This is a genomic window from Nonomuraea sp. NPDC050556 (assembly GCF_044457355.1).
Taxonomy (GTDB): Bacteria; Actinomycetota; Actinomycetes; order Streptosporangiales; family Streptosporangiaceae; genus Nonomuraea.
Genome location: NZ_JBITGU010000005.1, coordinates 110,741 through 129,337, shown reverse-complemented (window position 1 = coordinate 129,337; position 18,597 = coordinate 110,741). Strand labels below are relative to the sequence as shown.

14 protein-coding genes and 1 tRNA gene are annotated in these 18,597 nt (G+C 67.8%); 7 read left to right on the top strand and 8 right to left on the bottom strand.

Annotated elements, in window-relative coordinates; translation table 11 throughout:
• Positions 1 to 12 precede the first annotated feature (12 nt).
• A complete protein-coding gene (locus ACIBG8_RS42885; RefSeq protein WP_397349001.1) occupies positions 13 to 1,812 on the top strand; it encodes an alpha-amylase family glycosyl hydrolase in 1,800 nt (599 codons plus the stop codon).
• A gap of 2 nt (positions 1,813 to 1,814) precedes the next feature.
• On the opposite strand, the gene ACIBG8_RS42880 is transcribed toward ACIBG8_RS42885, so the two are convergent.
• On the bottom strand, positions 1,815 to 4,523 hold the full coding sequence (locus tag ACIBG8_RS42880) for an AAA family ATPase (protein ID WP_397349000.1): 2,709 nt from the start codon (positions 4,521 to 4,523) through the stop codon (positions 1,815 to 1,817).
• A gap of 848 nt (positions 4,524 to 5,371) precedes the next feature.
• The gene (locus tag ACIBG8_RS42875; RefSeq protein ID WP_397348999.1) at positions 5,372 to 6,247 is read right to left on the bottom strand and encodes a hypothetical protein; all 876 of its coding nucleotides are present in this window, start codon (positions 6,245 to 6,247) and stop codon (positions 5,372 to 5,374) included.
• A 757-nt stretch (positions 6,248 to 7,004) separates the two neighbouring features.
• Here ACIBG8_RS42875 and ACIBG8_RS42870 point away from each other — a divergent pair.
• From ACIBG8_RS42870 to ACIBG8_RS42855, 4 genes are all read left to right on the top strand, one after another.
• The gene (locus tag ACIBG8_RS42870) at positions 7,005 to 7,418 is read left to right on the top strand and encodes a tyrosine-type recombinase/integrase (RefSeq protein WP_397348998.1); all 414 of its coding nucleotides are present in this window, start codon (positions 7,005 to 7,007) and stop codon (positions 7,416 to 7,418) included.
• A gap of 280 nt (positions 7,419 to 7,698) precedes the next feature.
• Entirely contained in the window at positions 7,699 to 8,145 is a 447-nt protein-coding gene (locus ACIBG8_RS42865; RefSeq protein WP_397348997.1) for a DUF2637 domain-containing protein, read from the top strand.
• Between the two features lie 1,314 nt (positions 8,146 to 9,459).
• Positions 9,460 to 9,987: a hypothetical protein gene (locus ACIBG8_RS42860; protein WP_397348996.1), complete on the top strand. Its 528-nt coding sequence runs from the start codon at positions 9,460 to 9,462 to the stop codon at positions 9,985 to 9,987.
• Positions 9,984 to 11,003: a tyrosine-type recombinase/integrase gene (locus ACIBG8_RS42855; RefSeq protein WP_397348995.1), complete on the top strand. Its 1,020-nt coding sequence runs from the start codon at positions 9,984 to 9,986 to the stop codon at positions 11,001 to 11,003. Before ACIBG8_RS42860 ends, ACIBG8_RS42855 begins: the two co-directional genes overlap by 4 nt.
• A gap of 18 nt (positions 11,004 to 11,021) precedes the next feature.
• Here ACIBG8_RS42855 and ACIBG8_RS42850 read toward each other — a convergent pair whose 3' ends face one another.
• The 4 genes from ACIBG8_RS42850 to ACIBG8_RS42835 all read right to left on the bottom strand — a co-directional run bounded on the left by ACIBG8_RS42850 (position 11,022) and on the right by ACIBG8_RS42835 (position 14,706).
• The gene (locus ACIBG8_RS42850; RefSeq protein WP_397348994.1) at positions 11,022 to 11,147 is read right to left on the bottom strand and encodes a hypothetical protein; all 126 of its coding nucleotides are present in this window, start codon (positions 11,145 to 11,147) and stop codon (positions 11,022 to 11,024) included.
• 168 nt (positions 11,148 to 11,315) lie between these two features.
• On the bottom strand, positions 11,316 to 11,660 hold the full coding sequence (locus ACIBG8_RS42845) for a hypothetical protein (protein ID WP_397348993.1): 345 nt from the start codon (positions 11,658 to 11,660) through the stop codon (positions 11,316 to 11,318).
• Between the two features lie 45 nt (positions 11,661 to 11,705).
• Positions 11,706 to 13,493: a carboxypeptidase regulatory-like domain-containing protein gene (locus ACIBG8_RS42840; RefSeq protein ID WP_397348992.1), complete on the bottom strand. Its 1,788-nt coding sequence runs from the start codon at positions 13,491 to 13,493 to the stop codon at positions 11,706 to 11,708.
• Positions 13,494 to 13,782: 289 nt separating this feature from the next.
• A complete protein-coding gene (locus ACIBG8_RS42835) occupies positions 13,783 to 14,706 on the bottom strand; it encodes a WD40 repeat domain-containing protein (protein WP_397348991.1) in 924 nt (307 codons plus the stop codon).
• An 88-nt stretch (positions 14,707 to 14,794) separates the two neighbouring features.
• On the opposite strand from ACIBG8_RS42835, the gene ACIBG8_RS42830 reads away from it, so the two are divergent.
• Positions 14,795 to 15,325, top strand: a complete 531-nt coding sequence (locus ACIBG8_RS42830) for a hypothetical protein (protein ID WP_397348990.1) — start codon at positions 14,795 to 14,797, stop codon at positions 15,323 to 15,325.
• 471 nt (positions 15,326 to 15,796) lie between these two features.
• Positions 15,797 to 16,897 (top strand): integrase core domain-containing protein, encoded by a 1,101-nt coding sequence (locus ACIBG8_RS42825; RefSeq protein ID WP_397348989.1) that lies wholly within the window; start codon positions 15,797 to 15,799, stop codon positions 16,895 to 16,897.
• Between the two features lie 337 nt (positions 16,898 to 17,234).
• Here the strand turns inward: ACIBG8_RS42825 and ACIBG8_RS42820 are convergent.
• Together ACIBG8_RS42820 and ACIBG8_RS42815 are read right to left on the bottom strand one after the other, a co-directional pair.
• A tRNA-Lys gene (locus ACIBG8_RS42820) sits at positions 17,235 to 17,310 on the bottom strand.
• A gap of 57 nt (positions 17,311 to 17,367) precedes the next feature.
• On the bottom strand, positions 17,368 to 18,522 hold the full coding sequence (locus ACIBG8_RS42815; protein WP_397348988.1) for an acyl-CoA dehydrogenase family protein: 1,155 nt from the start codon (positions 18,520 to 18,522) through the stop codon (positions 17,368 to 17,370).
• Between the last annotated feature and the right edge of the window lie 75 nt (positions 18,523 to 18,597).

The following is an 18,597-nucleotide window of genomic DNA, read 5'->3' as shown; positions in this document are numbered from 1 at the left end:
AAGGTGAGGCTCATGACGGACCCGGCACCGGCCTCCCTGGCCAACCTCGACCTGGCACCGCGCGGCCCGGTGCATCCGAGCCCGGTCACCTGGCGCGACCAGATCCTGTACTTCCTGCTCCCCGACCGGTTCAGCGACGGCCAGGACACGCAACGCCCGCCGTACGACCCGGAGAATCCCCGGCGCGCGCCCGACCGCCGTGCGTGGATGGAGGCGGGCAACCGGTTCCAGGGCGGCACGCTGAACGGCGTCCGCGGCAGGCTCGACTACCTGCGCGAGCTGGGGATCACCGCGCTGTGGCTGGGCCCGGTCTGGCGGCAGCGCCCCGACATGGAGACCTACCACGGGTACGCGATCCAGGACTTCCTGGACGTCGACCCGCGCTTCGGCACCAGCCAGGACCTGCGTGACCTCGTCGACGCCGCCCATGAACGCCAGATGTACGTCCTGCTGGATGTGATCTACAACCACACCGGCGACAACTGGTTCTACGACGACGCCGGCGCGCCGGTCAGCGAGCTGCCCTATCGCTTCCAACCACCCCATCCCGTGTACGGCTGGCGCTCGGGCACCGGGCAGAGCATCCCGGCCATCGGATCGCGCGACGACGGCGTCTGGCCGGTCGAGTTCCAGCGTATGGGCAGGTACACCCGCGCCGGGCGCATCGGCCGCTGGGACCCCGAGCCGTGGGAGCAGCCGTTGCACCCCGACAACGAGTTCAGGCGGGGCGACTTCTACGCGCTGAAGGACCTCGCGCTCGACCGCGGCGACACCCTGTCCGCCGTCATCGACGTCTACAAGTACTGGATCGCGCTGAGCGACTGCGACGGTTTCCGCATCGACACCGTCAAGCACGTCTCCTGGGAGGCATCACGCAACTTCTGCGGCGCTGTCCGCGAGTACGCCGAGTCCATTGGCAAGGGGAACTTCCTGCTGCTCGGCGAGGTCACCGGGGGAGCGGCCATGGAGCGCGACTACCTCGACGTCTTCGGACGCAACATCGACGCCGTGCTCGACATCGGCGAGCCGGCCCGCCTGCTCGCCGGAACAGTCAAGGGGTTCGTCGCGCCGAACGCCTTCTTCGACCAGTTCCACGGGCGGCACGCCCTGGGCAGCCACCGGGAGACCGGCCGCTACCACGTGTCGATCCTCGACGACCACGACATGATCGGCGCTCCGAAGCGACGGTTCTGCGCGGGGAACCCCAACCCGGAGCAGGTCGCGCACGCTGTCGGGACGCAGCTCACCACCCTGGGGATCCCCTGCGTCTACTACGGCACCGAGCAGGCGTTCGACGGCGACGAGGAGCCATACGACCCGGGAATCGGGGGAGACCGCTACATCAGGGAGAGCATGTTCGGCGGCACCTTCGGCGCCTTCGAGACCGAAGGCTGCCACTTCTTCGACCCCCAGCACCCCGCCTACCGGCGCATCGCCGCCGTCGCCGCGTTGCGCAACCGGCGCGACCAGGTAGGGCTCGCCCTGCGACGCGGCCGCATGTACCTGCGCGAAGGGGACTACGAAGGCGGCTTCAGGCTCCCGCGGGCGGGCGAACTCACCGCGTGGTCACGGCTCCTGCACGACAGGGAAGTGCTGATCGCGCTCAACACCAGCGGCGACCGCCCGCAGCGGGCGACGGTCACCGTCCACGCGCCCTTCCATCCCGACGGCTCGACGATGACGGTGCTCTACCGGGGCGACTGGAAGGAGTTCCCCGGGCCGACCGGTGAGCGGGCGCAGGTGACCTGGCGCGACGGGCGAGCCTGCGTGTCGATCGACCTGCCGCCGGCCGGCATGACGATCCTGGCGTGACCTCACGGTCCTGATCGCACGGACTCCAGCCTCATCTCGGCCAGCTTGGCGGTGAGCCCGGTTCTGGAGGTGACGTCGAGCTTGGCGTAGGCGTTGCCGAGGTGGTACTCGATGGTCTTCACGCTGAGCACCAGCTTGGTGGCCACCTGCCGGTTGGTCATGCCCTTGATGACGAGCTGGGTGACGGCGAGCTCCTGCGGCGTCAGGGCGCCGAGGCGGGGGTCGCGCCGCTGTCCTGACGGCTGGCCGGCCGCGCTGAGCTCCTGCTCGCAACGATTCAGGTACGGCACGGCCCGCAGGCCGGTCAGAATCGCCTGCGCGGCGCGCAACTGCACCACGGCAGCCGCACGCCGGCCGGTCCGCCTGAGGAACGCTCCATAATGCAGGCAGAGCTTGGCTCTGACGAAGGGAGCCTCGACCCGCGCCGAGTGATCCATGCCCGCGAGGAAGGCGCTCTCGGCAGCACTGGACCGGTGCCTGGCCGCATGCAGGTTCCCCGAACTTCGGGCGACGACGGTCAGAACGGACACGCGGTTGCGCGCAGCAGCCAAGCTTTGCTGGCGATCCAGCACTACCTGAGCCCTGTCGCAGGCGCCGAGCGCGATGAGGGCGTCGGCCAGCAGGTCGTGCCAGATGACGACGCCCGGCTCGTGCACGATGTCGTGGAGCGCGAACTCCAGCAGCGGCTGCAGCGCCGCGAGGACGCCATGGTGGTCGGACTGAGCCGCCGCCAGTTCCGCCCTGGAATAGGCCAGATGCGTCCGGGCCGCGACGCCGCCGCCGTGAGCCAGTTGCTTCTGCCCGGCGAGCAGGTGCTCCTCCGCCTGATCCCAGTCGCCGCGCGCGGCGGGGACGAGCGCGGCGAGGGCGTGGCAGATCGGGGCGATCCATGCCTGCTCCGCGTCGTCGGCGAGCGAGGCGGCTATGCCGGTGTGGAGGAGGGCGTCGTCCCACTGCCCCGCGCGGAACTCGGCCTGCCCGAGGATGGCGGTGGCCAGGACCTGGAACGGGATCGACTGGTTGCGGCAGGCGTTCACCACGCCGCGCAGATCCTCCAGCGCTCCGGCCAGATCGTCCACGCAGGTGCGGACGAGCCCGCGGCCCAGGAGATAGTCGAGGCCGTTACCGGTCGTCGCCAGCGCTTCGTCGGGCGCGCCGCAGACGCACAGGGCGGTGAGCCGGGTGAAGTCGGTCAGGTCGGTGGCCGGCCGGTCGGCCGCGATGCCGAGGGCGCGCCCGGCCCATTCCGCGCTGTCGCGCCCGCGCGCCTGCATCAGGCTGAGCATGGCCAGTTGCTGCGCCGTACGCCAGGCGATGACGGGGTGTGCTGCGGGATCCAGCCCGGCCCACGCCTCGGTGAGCAGGGACTCTCCCTCGGCGACCTGCCCGGCCACGGCCGCCAGATGTCCGGCGGCATAGGAGCGGATCGCCGGTTCCGCGTCAGCGGGAATGAGGTCGTTGACCCGCTTGGCCTCGTCGATACGGCCGTCGAGGAGGAAGGCGCCCAGCGTCTCGGCCAGCAACCGTCCCCTGACGGCAGGGGTGTCACTGAGATACGCGGCCTGGAGCAGATGGTCGGCCGCGCCGCTCCACAGGTCGTTGGTCGCCTCTGCCCTGGCGTACTCGGTCAGTTCCGCCGCCAGCTGCGGGTCGGGGCCCACAGCCGCGGCTACCCGGTGGACGAGCCGGTGATGGGCGCTCGTGACCAGCTCCGCGGCGCGCAAGTGCAGCAGGACCCGCCTGCCCGCACCGAGATCGTCGTAGACCGTGGCGCGCACGAGCGGGTGCGGGAACCCGATCAGCAGACTGCTCGTCTGACCCGGCTGCAGCTCGAGCAGTCCGGCCGCCGCCGCCTCGTCGAAGGCCGCCAGCGGATCGGCGACCTCCGCCAGGGCGGCCGCGTTCCGTAAGGACGTGGACATCCCCAGCACGCTGACCGCCTGGACCAGCAGGCGGACGGGTTCGCCGCACCTGGCGAGCTGTCCGAGGGTCAGCAACGCGTAGGAACGAGGGGCTGGTAGCGACGACCCCATGTTGTTGATCGCCTGCACGGGCAACTCCTCCAGGAGCGCGAGGGTGTGCAGGGGATTACCACGCGTGTGCGCCAGTAGACGCTCCGCGGCGACGGGACGCGGCCGCGCCAGCCCGAGCAGGCCGCACAGGCAATCGAGTTCACCGTTGCCGAAACCGTCCAGGGTGAGCCTGCAGACGCCCGAGTCGTGCAGCACCCGGCGCAGGCTCTCCGGCAGCCACGGGCTGTCCGCGTCGCGTGTCGTCAGGACGGTGAGCACCTTGTCCCTGCGCAGCCGCCGCAGGACGAAAGTGAGCGCCTGAAGAGAGAGCCTGTCCACCCACTGAACGTCGTCGACCACCAGGACGACGGGTCCGAGTTCCTGGAGATCACCGAGGAGATCGAGGACGGTCGAGCCCATCGCCAGCGGCTCGACGCGGCTCGCCGCGATGCCCGTGAGCTGTTCCAGCACGCCGTACGGGAGGGTCATCTCCGCCTCGTCGCCGCTGGCCCGCAGCACCTTGAGGCCCTCGCCCGCCCGGGCGACGAAGTGGTTCGCCAGGGCAGTCTTCCCGATCCCCTGCGGCCCGTCGACGAGGATCAGACCAGGTACGGCCAGCCGGGCCCGGTCGAGGGCCTCGAGCATCTCGCCGAGTTCCCGCTCTCGGCCGACGAAATGTGGAGCCGGGCCACTGGGCACTGGAACGACACCCCCTGTGGGTCCAGTCGAGATGCTCCCAGGCTGATTGCCGATGTGGTGCCGGTCAAGTCGCGGCGGGTGCCGGTGCTGCGTTTCGGCTGCGGTGATTCGCGCAGACGCGGCAGGTCCGGACGGCTGCACGCGTGCGTGACGTGCTCCCGGCGCGTCACTCTCGTCCAGCTGAGGCCACCCGATGGAACAGCCGTAATTCCGGCGGCACTCCCCGACACCACCGCCTGACGCCTCGAAAGAGTCGGTGTTCCGCTGGACGCGGCGAGCCTCCACGATGAGCGCAGCAGCAGCTTTCGATCTTGTTTTCCTACGCCGGAGGGCCGTAGCCGGTCCTCAGTAGTTGCCGGGCTGTCGCTGCTTCCGTCAGGCCGTGCACCGTACCCTCGTGGCTCGTAAGCGGACCTTCACTGACAAGCGGTGCCCGGGGCGGCAATGCACCCGCCGGTCGGTCAAGGTACTGATCGTTCGGATGGCGTGGGAGAACCCGTCCTGAGGGCACTGGGAATCCAAGGGCGAGTCGGCGCTCCTGGGCTATCCGATCGCGGCTTCCACGGTGTGGGAGAGCCACACGCGATCATCACGTGCGACTTCCTGGTGGTTGAAGGTAGTCGGAGACTGCATCTGGCAGGAGTGACCGCGCGCCAACCGGAGCGTGGACAGTGGAGCAGGGGCGGTTCGTGAGGTCATCACACTGCCGCGAACGCCAAGGATGAACGCCACCCCGTGGTCACCGGCATGATCAACGAATACCGCCACAGCAGCTCAGTCCGCCTAACCCAATACTCGAGCAACACAGGAGCCGGCCGGTTCGGAGGAACGGCTACTGGGTTCGAACATCAGCGCCAGATGGGGATCAAAGTCCCAGCGAGGAAGATGGCGGATGTTGCGAGTGTAGCGCCGAGGAGATGGACTCCTTTGGATAGCCCGGCACGCTCGAGGCGTTTGATTCCGTAGGCGAACCAGATCGGAATGGCCAAGGCGCCAAGGGTGAAGCTCCGCAGGAGCGTTCCAGTTGCGGGGAGCAGTTGATACATGAAGCCCAAGTAGGCCGGAAGACCATAGATTATCGCGGGCACCAGGCAGATGCCGATAACCCCGCCCCAACGGCTTCGTCGGTCATCCACATACGCCATGATGCCGGAGGGCAGTTCGAAGTCCGGGCGGCCGACGAGGCCGCCGATCACAGCCACCCGCCTGCGCGCTTCTATGAGAGCGGCTTCCAGGTCGCGGCACTTTTGCTCAACTATCTCCTTTGCCGCACGAGCCTCATCCAAGTCCGCCTTCAGCTGTTCGATCTCCGCTTCGAGTTCTCCCTGCGTATAGGCAAGTGTTTGCCGTTGGCTCTGGTAAACCTCAAGCTCTTGCCCCCCGCGCGCGGTGATCGAGCGGCCGCTCCATGAGCTCTCGATGGCCAGCGTCTGTTTCCGGACCTCGCCCATCTCTCCTCGCCGGGCCGCGATGAGATCAAGAAGGGCAGTGAGACGTTCCTCTGCTTGAGCCTTCTCGGTTTCGGCAGCGCCCAACTTCCCTCGAAGGCTCTCCGCTTCGTGCAGCAGGGCGTTGCTGACCCGCAATGCCTCCATGCGCAGGTCCTGGGCCCGCTGGAGTTCAGAGGAGGACATCGGTCGATCGCGTCGCTCAGCAACATCATCAAGGAACGGAGAAACAAAGTCCCAGGGAGGGATTCGTTCGCCGCTCAGAAACCGCGACACGGCGCCAGCGTCCCAATTCCGCTCGCGCGAGTAGCTTCGGAGGGATTGATCCAGGTCAGCGAAGCACTCGCGAAGAAACTCAGCCAGCTGTCGCACCTCTGACGGGAGGTCCTTGGAAAGCGGGGCCAGAGCGTCAACGGGTCGCCTCTTGGTGGCCATGACCTACTCTGGCATGATCCCTTGGCCTGTTGCCAGGTTTCCGCAACGGCTTGTGCCATCTCCCGCAACAGCCCGAGCGCGACCATCGTGAATCACATGCCGGGCGGTCCGGCCACCCTCGGAAGGGATCATGATGGCTGCACCTGTTCAGCTCTCGGGAATTTCGCATCTCGGGTCATCGCGCGTGCTGATCGTGGCACTCGCCTTGATCCCCGTGCTGTTGGTGGCAATCGCAAGCCTCCCAGCCATAGCGGTCGTCTCCTTTCGCCCCACCAGGTCAGAACACCTGAGGTGTGTCTATGGACTGCTGCTGGAGTGGACAACTGCGATCCTCACGCACAGCCGGGTGAGGCGTTGATCGCGGGGTCGGACCAGTTCATTGACCTGACTGCTCCTGCCCAACTCTCTCGATCGATCGGGTCGACGCGTACACCAGCAGGAGTTCGAGCCGCACGCCCGCACCCGTCGGCGGGCGCAGCGCCTGTACCGCCTCAGAATTCACGCACTACGTATGAGCTGCGACGACGTGGCAGGTCGATTTCAGCCACTAAGAGTGGCCAGCACTGAACTAGACGCACCTCAGCGTAGGCGGATCACCGTGTGGTGCTCGGCGCGGGCAGGAGGTGACACGAGACGAAGCGCTCGCGCCGGTCCCGCGCTCATCACGCACCGAACGCAGCAGGAGCGCGACAAGGAGAAGGCGGGGAAGAACTGGAAGGATCACGGCCTCGTCTTCGCCTCGCTCGTCGGCACGCCGCTCGACGCGCACAACGTCAGGCGAGCGTTCCGGCTGATCGTCAAAGACGCCGGGCTCGCGCCCTACTACTGGACGCCGAGGGAGTCGCGGCACAGCTTCGTCTCGCTGCTCTCCGACTCCGGCGTGCCGCTGGAAGAGATCGCAAGGCTCGCCGGCCACAGCGGGACCGCCGTGACGGGGTCGGTCAACCGCAAGCAGATCCGCCCGGTTCTGTTCGGGGGAGCTGGGGTGGTGGATGAGATCTTCGCCCGGTAGTCACTCACCAACGAGACAGGGCGTCATCACGATGGATGACGCCCTGTTCACAACCGTCGGGACGACAGGATTTGAACCCGCGACCCCTTGACCCCCAGAACATGGGGGTAGGGGATTACGCTGGTCATATGCTCTCCCGGGGTATGGCAGCATGTTCGTTGACCTGCAGGTTGTGCGGATGCACGCATGGCGTGTGGTCCCCAGGTTCCTGCGCGGCCCACGCCGCAGAGCTGGTGACAGGATGCCTGCGAATGGTCTGGACGACCCACACGCTCACCCGGTGGCGATCGATGAGCCCCAGGGCCCCGCGACGTTCGAAGTCTGGATCCGGCGAACCGCCACGGCAAGCGCGCTCTTGTTGGCGGTGATCGCCGCAGTCGTATCCTTCCGGCATATGCACGAACTCGCCCTCATGCACGGCGAAGACGAGTTGGCTGCAGCCCTCATCCCTCTGGCGGTAGACGGCACGATCGTCACCGCGTCCATGTCGCTACTCCTGGCCAGCCGCTACGGCTCGCGCGGGGGCGTCCTGCCCTGGGTCACGCTCATGATCAGCTGTCTAGCCAGTCTGGGCGCGAATATCGCGGTCGCTGAGCCGACTCTGATCGGCCGTGTAATTGCTGGGTGGCCGAGTCTGGCACTCATCGGCGCATACGAGATGTTGATGAGCCAGATCAGGCAGGTCGCCAGACCGGAACGTGGCCCTGGGGCCAAGGGATCTCGATGAGGATAAGGCGACAGGGCCTTGCAGCGCACCGCGTGGCTATGGGCGCAGGAGCATCTGGGGTTCGAACGGCCAGGTTCCCGGCGGGGGATCGATAGCTCGACATTTCGATCGGTCTCCTCGTTGGGGACGACTGGTTAAGAAGGCTGGCATGGCGGGTGAACTAACCTAGAAACTGTCGCATTAACGGCCTGGGCCGCATGGTGGATGGTTCCTTATTCGTCGTCTCTGCTTCGCGACTGCTTGAATGGCGTCTGAGCTTTTGTATTTAGCTCAGCTTTTACTCGTCGAGCACCTTGTAGGGAATGGTCTCGCGTTGAGTGAAGCCAATTGGCATCGAGGTCCATCTGTGCAGGTAGTCAGGCATGAGGTGTCCACATCTTACATCAAATCGAGCGTGTGTCGACAATCTCTGAGATGGGATAAAAAGGGATCTCCCTACTTGTCCCATCGGAGTTTCGCCTCTTGGAGCCACCCGTTGTCTTAATAATCATGTGAGAATCTAGTAGACGCGTATCCGATCCGTGCTGAACGGATCGGATACGCTTATAGGGGTGCATTTTAGGATCTCACATAATTCAGTTTGTGTGAGATATCGTGGCGGGCATGGCCCAGCACGCCCCCGGCGCACCCGATGGGACCCGCGACGGCGACGCCCCTGCGGAGCACCACGGCGCGCGACGACCGCGCCGCGCGACCCGGCCCAAGCGAACCGGACGCAGCGCCCGATCAGGGCGATACGGCGCAAACGGGTGACGACGACCCGCATGCGGCTGCCGGACGGGGCACGAGCGGCGACGAGTATCGGTCCCGGCCGTGCGCGAGCGCGGTGCGAGTGTGCCTGTGGCGGCGCGACGCCGACCTGACTCTCATCTCCGATGAGGACATGGCGCTCCTTCGCGCGGCCAGCCGCGGCGACACCAGAGGCGGCGCCTACAACCTGGCCAAAGTCGAACAGCTGACCGACGCGCGCCGGATGTCTTGCCACCTAGACCAGCCCGACACCGCCCACCCCATGCGGTTGTGCGCCGGGTGGCTGGCGGTGGTTGGCCCGCACCACTACGGCACCCGGCTCAGCGTGCTGGCCGGGAACCTGTCACCTGAGGCCATCGCCCCCGACACCTCGGACTGGCCGCCGCTGGTGGACGACCTGGCCGAGCTCCTGGAGTGCAGCCGCGCCCAGCTCGCCGCGCTGGACCACCTCGCCCCGACATGGTCCAGGACGAAGCACCCGGCGACACTTCCGCCGGGCCACAGGGACAGGGAGCGTGAGCGGCGGGCGCGGGAAGCCCGCGCGAGGCCGCCACGCAGACAGGATTGCCGCCCAGCGAGGTCTGGCGGCGGCAGGACGCGGCCGAGCAGGCCACCGGCCTCGACCCCTGCCCGGCGGGCTGGCCGCGGCCCCGGCTGTACGGGTTGCCGCTGCCGTGGATCACGCCGGTGCTGGACGGCGTGCCGTACTGGACGCAGATCCACGGCCGGCGACTGCTGCGCTGCCAGCAGCAGTGGCTGTGCCAGGTATGCGGCCTAGTACTCTCGCCGTGCGCCTTGGTCATCACCGACGGCGAGCTCGTCACCGATGCCGGACTGCATCACCGGTGTGCGCTGCTGTCGCTGACCGTGTGCGAGGGCCTCTCGCTTCGCATGCTGCTGGCCGTGGTGGCCCGCACCGACCTGTATCCGCTGCCCGGCGGGCCATCGCCGCCGTGGCGGCGCTGGCGGTTGCACGCCGCTGTGCTTGGTGCCGCCGCGCCGGTGGGCGGCCCGGCAGCCGCCCGGATGCTGCAGGAGCACCAGGCGCCCCCACTCACCGCAGCCCATGAGCAAGACAGGACCCAGTCATGACCGGGAGCGAGCCTGCGGACGAGCGTGTCGCCCTCATCCCCACCGCGGTGCTGCCGCCCGGCCCCGCACATAGGCGCGCGCCAGGCTCCCAGGCCGGGGCGGCGACGCCCACCAGCACCCCGGCGACCGCATCCGGGGGAGCGGGGGCCGGTCTGGTGCTCGGCGGGCCAGGCGGGCTGGGCGGGCAGGATCCGCCGCCGCCCCGGCCGCTGGTGGACTCGGTCGGTGACATCGCCGTGCTGCGGCCGCGCCGCCGGTACCGGGACGGCGGCGAGGTGCCCGGCGCGCACGTCGACCTGATCGACGCGCTGCCCCGCACCGACGACGACCCGGAAGTCGGCCAGCGAGCCAGCTGGCCGACGGTGGCGGCCTGGCTGCGGGCGGGCAAGACCGCCGCCACCCGCCGGGGCCGGCTGGCCGACCTGGTCATGTTCGTGCGCTGGCTCGCGGCCACCGCGCCCGGGGCTGGGCTGTGGCAGGTGGATGAGGACGTGGTGGTCGCCTACCTCGACGAGCTCGGCACCGGCAGCGAGCGGGCGGCCCAGCTGACCCGCGGCGGCCGGGTGCTGGGCGCCGCCACCCTGGCTCGGCACCTGTCCACGCTGAAATCCTTGTACGGCTACGCCGTACGCCGTCGGGTGATCACCTACAGTCCTGCCCAGTTCGTCGAGCCGCCCGAGGTCGGCAAGGCCGGCACCACCCCCGCGCTGAACCTGGGCGAGGCCGCCGCGCTGCTGCGCGGCGCACAGGCGATCGCCCCGCGCTACCCGGTCGACGCCGCCACAGTGGTGCTGCTGGCCACGGTCGGGCTGCGCGCCGGAGAACTCGAGAGTCTGACCGTCGGCCGGATCCGGCGCTCGGCCGGGCACTGGGTGATGAGCTTCCGGCTCAAGGGCGGCAAGACCATCCTGGTCCCGCTCGCCGCCGAAGCGATGAACCTGCTGCGGCCGCTGCTGGCCGACCGCACCGCGGGCGAGCTGGTGCTGCTGCGCGAGGACGGCCGCAGCTTCGACTGATGGCGGCAGCAGACCGCGCTACGCCGCGCCGCCCACGCCGGAGGGCTGGACGTGGCTGGCCTGCTCACCCAGCAGCCCGACCACACGCCCGTCCCTGGCCCCGCCATCGAGACCCTTCACCACCACCTCGGCAGCGACTGCCACAGAGGGCGGCGAAACTCCTGTCGAGCGCCTCCCTGACACGGTCCCAGTCGGGGCGGCCCACCAGACTGCAGCTGAGCGTCCGTCCGACCAGGTGCATGATCAACCCGACGGCCCTGACGACCTGCCGCAGCTCGCCGCGGCGTCGCGACGGCAAGCGGCGTATTACCGTCACCCCCACTGCGACCTCCGCCGTCGCTGTCGAGCATGGGCGCCGCGTCGCTCGCGAACGCCCTGGGCGGGGGAGGAGTCGACCCTGACCTGCACTTGGCTCACCTGTACGTTGCGCAGTACCTGCTGTTGGACGGCGGCCGCCGGGTGGGCTCGTTGCGTGACCTCGGAGCAGACGGCTGGCAGGTGCACGATGAGCAGGGGCGGCTGGTTGCCGAGCTGCCCGAGCAGGGCATGTGGGGCGTGATCTTGCCCGCCGCCGCCACGCTCGGGATCACGGCCGAACCCGCCCAGACCAGCACTGGTGGACTCTACGACCAGCGGGGCCGGGTCATCGAGACGCACCCGAGCTCGCTGGTCTCCTGGCCGCGGCCGCGAGGACGTAGCGATCTAGCGCGTGAGCAGGAGCTTCGACACGTTCAGACCACCGGGATTGCCAACGTCCGTCACGACGACCTCCAAGGTGTTGCGACCAACCTTGAACGGGCTGGTGATCGTGAAGAAACTCATCATGTTGAAGTTTCCCAACGCTTCGCCTGCAACTGAGGTGATACCCGTACCCGCTGGTGTCAGGTTGTTGAGCTTGATGGACCCGAAGTTGTCGCACCCCCAGCCGCCGCTGATCCGCGTCATTGTGCTGACGGATGTCAGGTCGAACTCGAGACGGAAGGTGAAGCTCTGGTTGATCGGGCCAGAGCCGTCCGCGGTCACCCAGATCCAGGCCGAGTCGGTTGGGGTGTAGTACTGCCCGGAAGGATGGGGGTTGGTCACCACGACGGCGGCCCGCGGAGAGGTGATCCCCGGGCCACCGACCACTTGCCAATGCGGGTCGGCGGCTCCGCCCGGAAGGATCGCCCGGTTCTGATCGACGCCGGTGTTGAAGACGGCCGACGTGGCCGGTGCGCTCACGGGAGTCAGTTGGATGTCCTGGTTCGCCGTGCCCGCGACCGGTACGGCGGCGATGACCTCGGCCGGCGAAAACCCCGACCGCTCCGCCCGCAGCCGCTGGTTCCCGCTGGGTACACCGCTGATGAGGTATCGGCCAAGATCCGGGGATGACTGCGTGACGGCGGGCGGCGGCACGGGCGGCGGGCCGACCACCCGCACGGACGCACCTGCCAGGCGATCACCCGTGTTGGTGTTCGAGACGTAGCCGGTGACCGACGACGTCGCCACCCTGAGGTGGACGTCGGAGACACCGTCTTCGCCGACTTGACGGCTCTCATCCTTCGCGCCCGGGTAGCTGAGGATGTAGGTGCCCTGGCGGACGCACCTGAAGATGAACTCGCCTGTGTTCGGGTCCGGCGGATAAGACTCCGGCGGGTCGTTCGCGCCGGGCCCGATGAGGGTGACGGAGAAGTCTGACTGGCCGATGCCGGCCTCGTCGGTCACGATGCCCCTTATCTCCCGGCACTCGAGCAGGATCTGCCTGGTCGCGATGCCCGTGGACGGGACGGCGATCGTCTCGTGCTTGGTTCGGTGGCGTTCCTCAGTGGCGGTCAGGACGCGGGCGCCCGCCGCCACGCATGTAGAGCCTGCGGCGTTGACGAGGCTGAAGCACCCGCTCGAGTCGCTCGTCCCGGTGAACCCTCCATCGATGACGACTGCGGCACCGGCGAGCGGCTGCTGGGAGGTGGCGTCGAGCACGTGGCCGGTCACCGCCGCACACTCGAAAGGTCCGAACTCCACAGTGAACGCGGTGTCGGCCTGGAACGGCGCCAACCCGTCGGCCACCAGGAAGCCGTCGTCGGCAACACGGAAGAACCACTCCTGCCGGTCCGACACGAGAATGGAGATCTCGCCACCGCTGACCCGAACCGTAAAGAGGGCCTGGTACCGCGGGTGCCAGGTCGGTGGCGGGTAAGGAGCCCAGTTCTCGACCCACACGTCGGTGTTCGGGCCGCCGAAGGCGATCCGCTGGATTGATGGGGGAATGCGTTCGGGGTGGGAGATGATCGTCCAGCGATTCAACGTGGGGGCCCAGTCCGATCCGCAGACTGCCACGGCAATCGGGCCGCCGTCGGTCAGCGCCGGTTGGCCGGTTCCCGCCGAGAACGCGAACGTCTGGGACGTGGACGGAATGCCCTGCACAGCACGGAGTCCGCCCCCCACCGCCGTGGCGGAACCGCCGCTGAGGTACCTGCCGTCGCGGGTTCTGAAGCGCACCAATCCGTTCATGACTCAGCTTCACACGAGATACGCACCCATCGGAGATTTTCATGCGGCCACCTTCGGCCACACGAACGCCATCACGATGCGGGCGGCTGCGGTTAGCAGGTCCAAGCGGCGCACACTGAAGCCGGACTCACGGGCCAGGCGCGGCGTGCTTCAGCAGGGTGCGGCGATCCGTCCACCCCTGCCCGGCTCGGCCGTGCCGTACTGGCCTTGCATTGCTAGCATCCGCGCGATCTCGTACCGGGTGGCCAAGCGGCCACGCCGTGCCAGCGCACGCCTGGCGCGGACGTGCCTACCGCGTGAGTTGCCAGACGCGCGCCGTGCCGTCCTCCGCGCAGGAGACCAGCGCGGTGCCGTCGCGGTTGAAGGCCGCGAACCGCACCGCGTCGGTGTGGCCGGTAAGCGTCGCGGCCGCAGCCCCTGTAGCACCGTCCCACAGGTAGATCTCGCCGCTCTCGGCGCAGGTGGCCAGGAGTGAGCCGTCAGCGGAGAAGGTCAGGGCGTTGAGCCGGCCCTGGTCGGGCAGCTCTGTTGGCTGTCCGGGCGAGGCCGGGTTCCAGTACCGGAACGGCCCGCCGATGTCGGTGGTGGCCAGGACCGCGGGGTCGGCGGGCCGGAAGGCGACGTTGTAGGCCTCGCCCTCCAGCTCGGCCACCAGCTCGCCGGTGCCGGTGTCCCACAGCCGGGTGGTGCCGTCGCGGCTGGACGTGGCCGCGAGCTTGCCGTCATGGCTGATCGAGGCGTCGGTGACGATGTCCAGGTGACCCTTGAGGGTGTGCAGGAGCTTGCGTTCGCGTACGTCCCACAACCGGGCCGTACGATCCTCGCTGGGCGTGATGAGCAGGGTGGAGTCGGCGCTGAAGGCGGGGTTCCAGACGATGCCGGTGTGCCCCTTCAGCTTCGCCAGCAGTTTGCCGCCCGCGGTCCACAGCAGGACGGGCTCGCCCTTACCGGTGGTGACCAGCACCGAGCCGTCCGGGCTGAATTTCGTGGCCCAGGGGATGTCGTGGCCCCCCAGCCTCTTGATCAGGGCGCCGGTCGCCGGGTTCCACAGCGAAGACCAGGTCACGCCGTTGGTGACCACCCTGGTCCCGTCCGGATCGAGGGACAGGTTGCTGGCGCCGAGTTCGGCGTCGCCGAAGAGGCGCAGCCGTTCGCCGGTGCGCACGTCCCAGGACGCGAGCATGCCACCGCCGCGATAGCGGCTGGTGATCACGGTCTTGCCATCGGGGGTGAACAGCGCCTCGCCGGGTTGCTCCTTGTGGTGACCGGTGAAGGTGTGCAGGGCCGTCCACCTGAGCGCGGTGATCGTCGGACTGGGGGTGTCGGACGGCTGGGCCGGGGCGGCGGGCTGCCAGTTCCCGGATCTCCTGAGGAGCTGCGCGGTCGTCGAGGATGAGCAGGGTGCCGTTGTCGGCGGCGTGGGTGCGTACCCGCCAGCCGAGCTGGCGTCCGGCTGCTCGAGCCGCTTTCCGTACTTCGGCCAGCTGGCCGAGGTCGGTGACGGCTTCGCGGTTGAGCACGAGCTGTCCGTAGAAGCCGTGGTATTCCGGCTTGAGACAGGCGCTCATCATCGCCCGCATCTGGTCGACGAGCTTGGCCAAGCGGCGTTTGGCCAGTTCGTCCTTGCGGCTCGGCATACCGGCCACCTCCCGAAGCGTGCCCTGGTCCGTTCTCCTCTCAGGGTGGGCGGGGCTGCTTGGCGACGTTGGTCAACGGCAAGTACGGGTGAAGGTCGTTGCCCGGAAGTTGTCCGAAAACGCTGTGACCTGCGAAAACAAGCCGCCATGTCGGAGGGTAAGACTGATATGCCGGTTGTCCCATGGTGGTGGTGAAGCTGGCCTGGTGACCGGTGATCATCCGGGCCGGGTCGAACGTGCACCGATGAGCGAGGGTGCAGTGTGCTGGATCTGCGGGGTGACGGTGACGCCGGGCGATGGCCTTAGTGTTGGTCCGCCGTCTGGCCGCTGCGAGTGGGCGCACGCGTGCGCAGGTGCTCCAGGAGGTGGCTCTGCTGGTGCGCCAGACGCTTCCAAACGAGCTGTGAGCGGCTATCGGCGGGGCTCGCCGCAGTGCCCGAAACTTGTACGGAAACGCTGTGACCTGCAACAACGAGGACAGCGTCGAAGGTTGGCGGGTGTTCCGCAGGGGCGGTGGGGGCGCTGGCCCGGTACCTAGCCTGGCCGGGCCAGCACTGCGCCTGCCGAAAATGTCATCCGGCCAGGTCATGGCCTTGTAGAGCTCCGGGCGGCGTGGGCGGACTCCATCTGACAGGGGGGAATCCACGTGCGGCATGATGATCGGTCATGCTCCTTCGCCTGGCCTATCTGACCATCACGAACGCTTTCGCCGCGCTGCGATTGCTGCCGATGGGCGACCGGGACAAGGATGTCGAGATTCTCGCTCTGCGTCACCAGGTGACGGTCCTGCAACGGCAACTCGGCGCCGACGCCAGAGTGAGATTCGCCCCCGAGGACCGCGTCTTGCTGGCCGCTCTTCTGACCTCGCTGCCCCGCGAGGCCCTGCGCCGGCTGCGGCTTGTCGTCCGGCCGGATACCGTCCTGCGCTGGCACCGCGATCTGGTGAGGCAGCGGCACGCCCGTACCTGTCGTCCGAAGCGGCTTGGCCGCCCGCCGACCGTCCGCTCCATCCGCATCCTCATTCTGCGCCTGGTCCGGGAGAACCCGTCCTGGGGCTATCGGCGGGTGCATGGCGAGCTGACGACGCTCGGCCTCAAGGTCGCCGCGTCCACGGTCTGGGAGATCCTCCAGCAGGAAGGTCTTGACCCGGCTTCCGAGCGGACGTCCACCACGTGGGCCGACTTCCTGCGCTCGCAAGCCGACGCACTCCTGGCCTGCGACTTCATCGAAACCGTCACCCTCAACGGGCAGCGCCAGTACATCCTGGCCGTCATCGAGCACGCCACCCGGCGCATCCGCATACTCGGCACCACCGCCCACCCAACCACCGCCTGGGTCACCCAGGCGATGAAGAACCTCGTGATGGATTTAGAAGATGCGGGCTGCCGGGCGCGATATCTGATCCGAGACCGGGATGGCAAGTTCCCCGCCCTCATGGAGGAGATTCTCGCTGAGGCCGGCATTCAGACGGTGCTCACCGGTATCCGAATGCCACGAATGAATTCGATCATGGAGCGGTGGGTGCAGTCCTGCCGCCACGAGCTCCTGAACCGCTGCCTGATCTGGAACGAACGCCATCTACGCCACGCCCTGGGTGAGTATGAACGGTTCTACAACGAGCACCGAGCTCACCAGGGTCTGGCCCAGGCAGCCCCGCTGCGTACCGCCCCGGATCCGATCACTGATCCAGCGCGAATTATCGACCTGAACATCCGCCGACGAGACCGGCTCGGAGGAATCCTCCACGAGTATGCACATGCGGCTTGAACTGCATGGATGGAGTTTTCGGCAGGCGCAGAGTCGGGCATTGTCGATAAATCGGGCACCATCCGGCCGCGAGCGGCTTTGCGCCTGCGTGACCGAGCCGGGGAGCGCGCCTGGCGCGACCTACCCCCGCCCACCTTCCGCCGCACCCCTTCCGATGGGCTTCCGTAGGGTCTGGCTTTGCGATCGGCGTTTGACGCGCCCCACACCCGCCCGCGCGATGGGCCACGCCGCGCCCTGGCGCGTGCCCAAGAGCACTTTCCGAGCACCGACTCGGCCATTTTCGTCTGTCAGAAGAAAGATGAAAATCGAGAAAGCCCAGGTCAGATGGGGTTTTGGGTGGTAGGGCGCCCGGGGCTCGAACCCGGAACCTACGGATTAAAAGTCCGCAGCTCTGCCAATTGAGCTAACGCCCCTCGCATCATGCAGGGTACCGAGAGTACCGCGCACTACGCGACGATAACGTACTGTGCCTATCTGAACGCGTCGAGCCCGGTCAGCGCCTTCCCGAGTGTCAGCAGGTGGATCTCCTGCGTCCCCTCATACGTCAACACCGACTCCAGGTTCGTCATGTGCCTGATCACCGGATACTCCAGCGTGATCCCGTTCCCCCCGAGCACCGACCGTGCCTCGCGCGCGATGTCCAGCGCCGCCCGCACGTTGGCCAGCTTCCCGAAGCTCACCTGCTGCGGCCGAAGCACCCCAGCGTCCTTCAATGATCCCAGATGCAGAGCAGTGAGTGACGCCTGCGCCAACCCCACGTACATCCAAGCGATCTTCTCCTGAGTCAGCTGGAACCCGCCAATAGGCTTCCCGAACTGCACTCGGCTCTGCGCGTAGGACACCGCCGCCTCCAGGCACGCGCGGGCCGCGCCCACAACGCCCCACAGGATGCCGAACCGGGCCTCGGACAGGCACGACAGCGGCCCGCGAAGGCCCACAACCTCAGGCAGTACGGCGGAGCCTGGCAGCCGTACGTCGTCGAAGTAGAGGGAAGAGGTCACCGATGCCCTAAGGGACAGCTTCTTGTGGATCTCAGGGGCGGAGAAGCCGGGCGTGGTGGTCGGGACGACGAAGCCGCGGATGCCCTCGTCGGTCTGCGCCCACACGACGGCGACGTCGGCGATCGAGCCGTTGGTGATCCACATCTTGGCGCCGTTGAGGATCCAGTCGGATCCGTCCTTCTTGGCGTATGTCCGCATCCCGGAGGGGTCGGAGCCGTGGTCCGGTTCTGTCAGGCCGAAGCAGCCGATCGCCTGACCTGCGGCCATCTGCGGCAGCCATTCGGACTTCTGCTCCTCCGACCCGTACTTCCAGATCGGGAACATGGCCAGGGAACCCTGAACCGAGACGAACGACCGCAGGCCGGAATCGCCGGCTTCGAGCTCCCGGCAGGCCACGCCGTACGACGTCGCGTCCGTTCCGGCGCAGCCGTACCCGGACAGATGCATGCCCAGCAGGCCAAGCTCCCCCAGAACCGGAGCAAGCTCGCGAGCTGGGAAGACGGCTTCTTCGAACCAGTCGCCCACGTAAGGAAGGATGCGGTCGTCCACGAACGATTTGACGGTGTCCCTGATCAGCCGCTGGTCGCCGTCGAGTCTGTCGTCGATGCGAAGCAAGTCGTCCATGTGCACGATCCTCTCAGCGGAGAGCGTAAGGGGCTACCAGGGTTCTACCAGGGGGAATCCCGATGTGCGAACGGG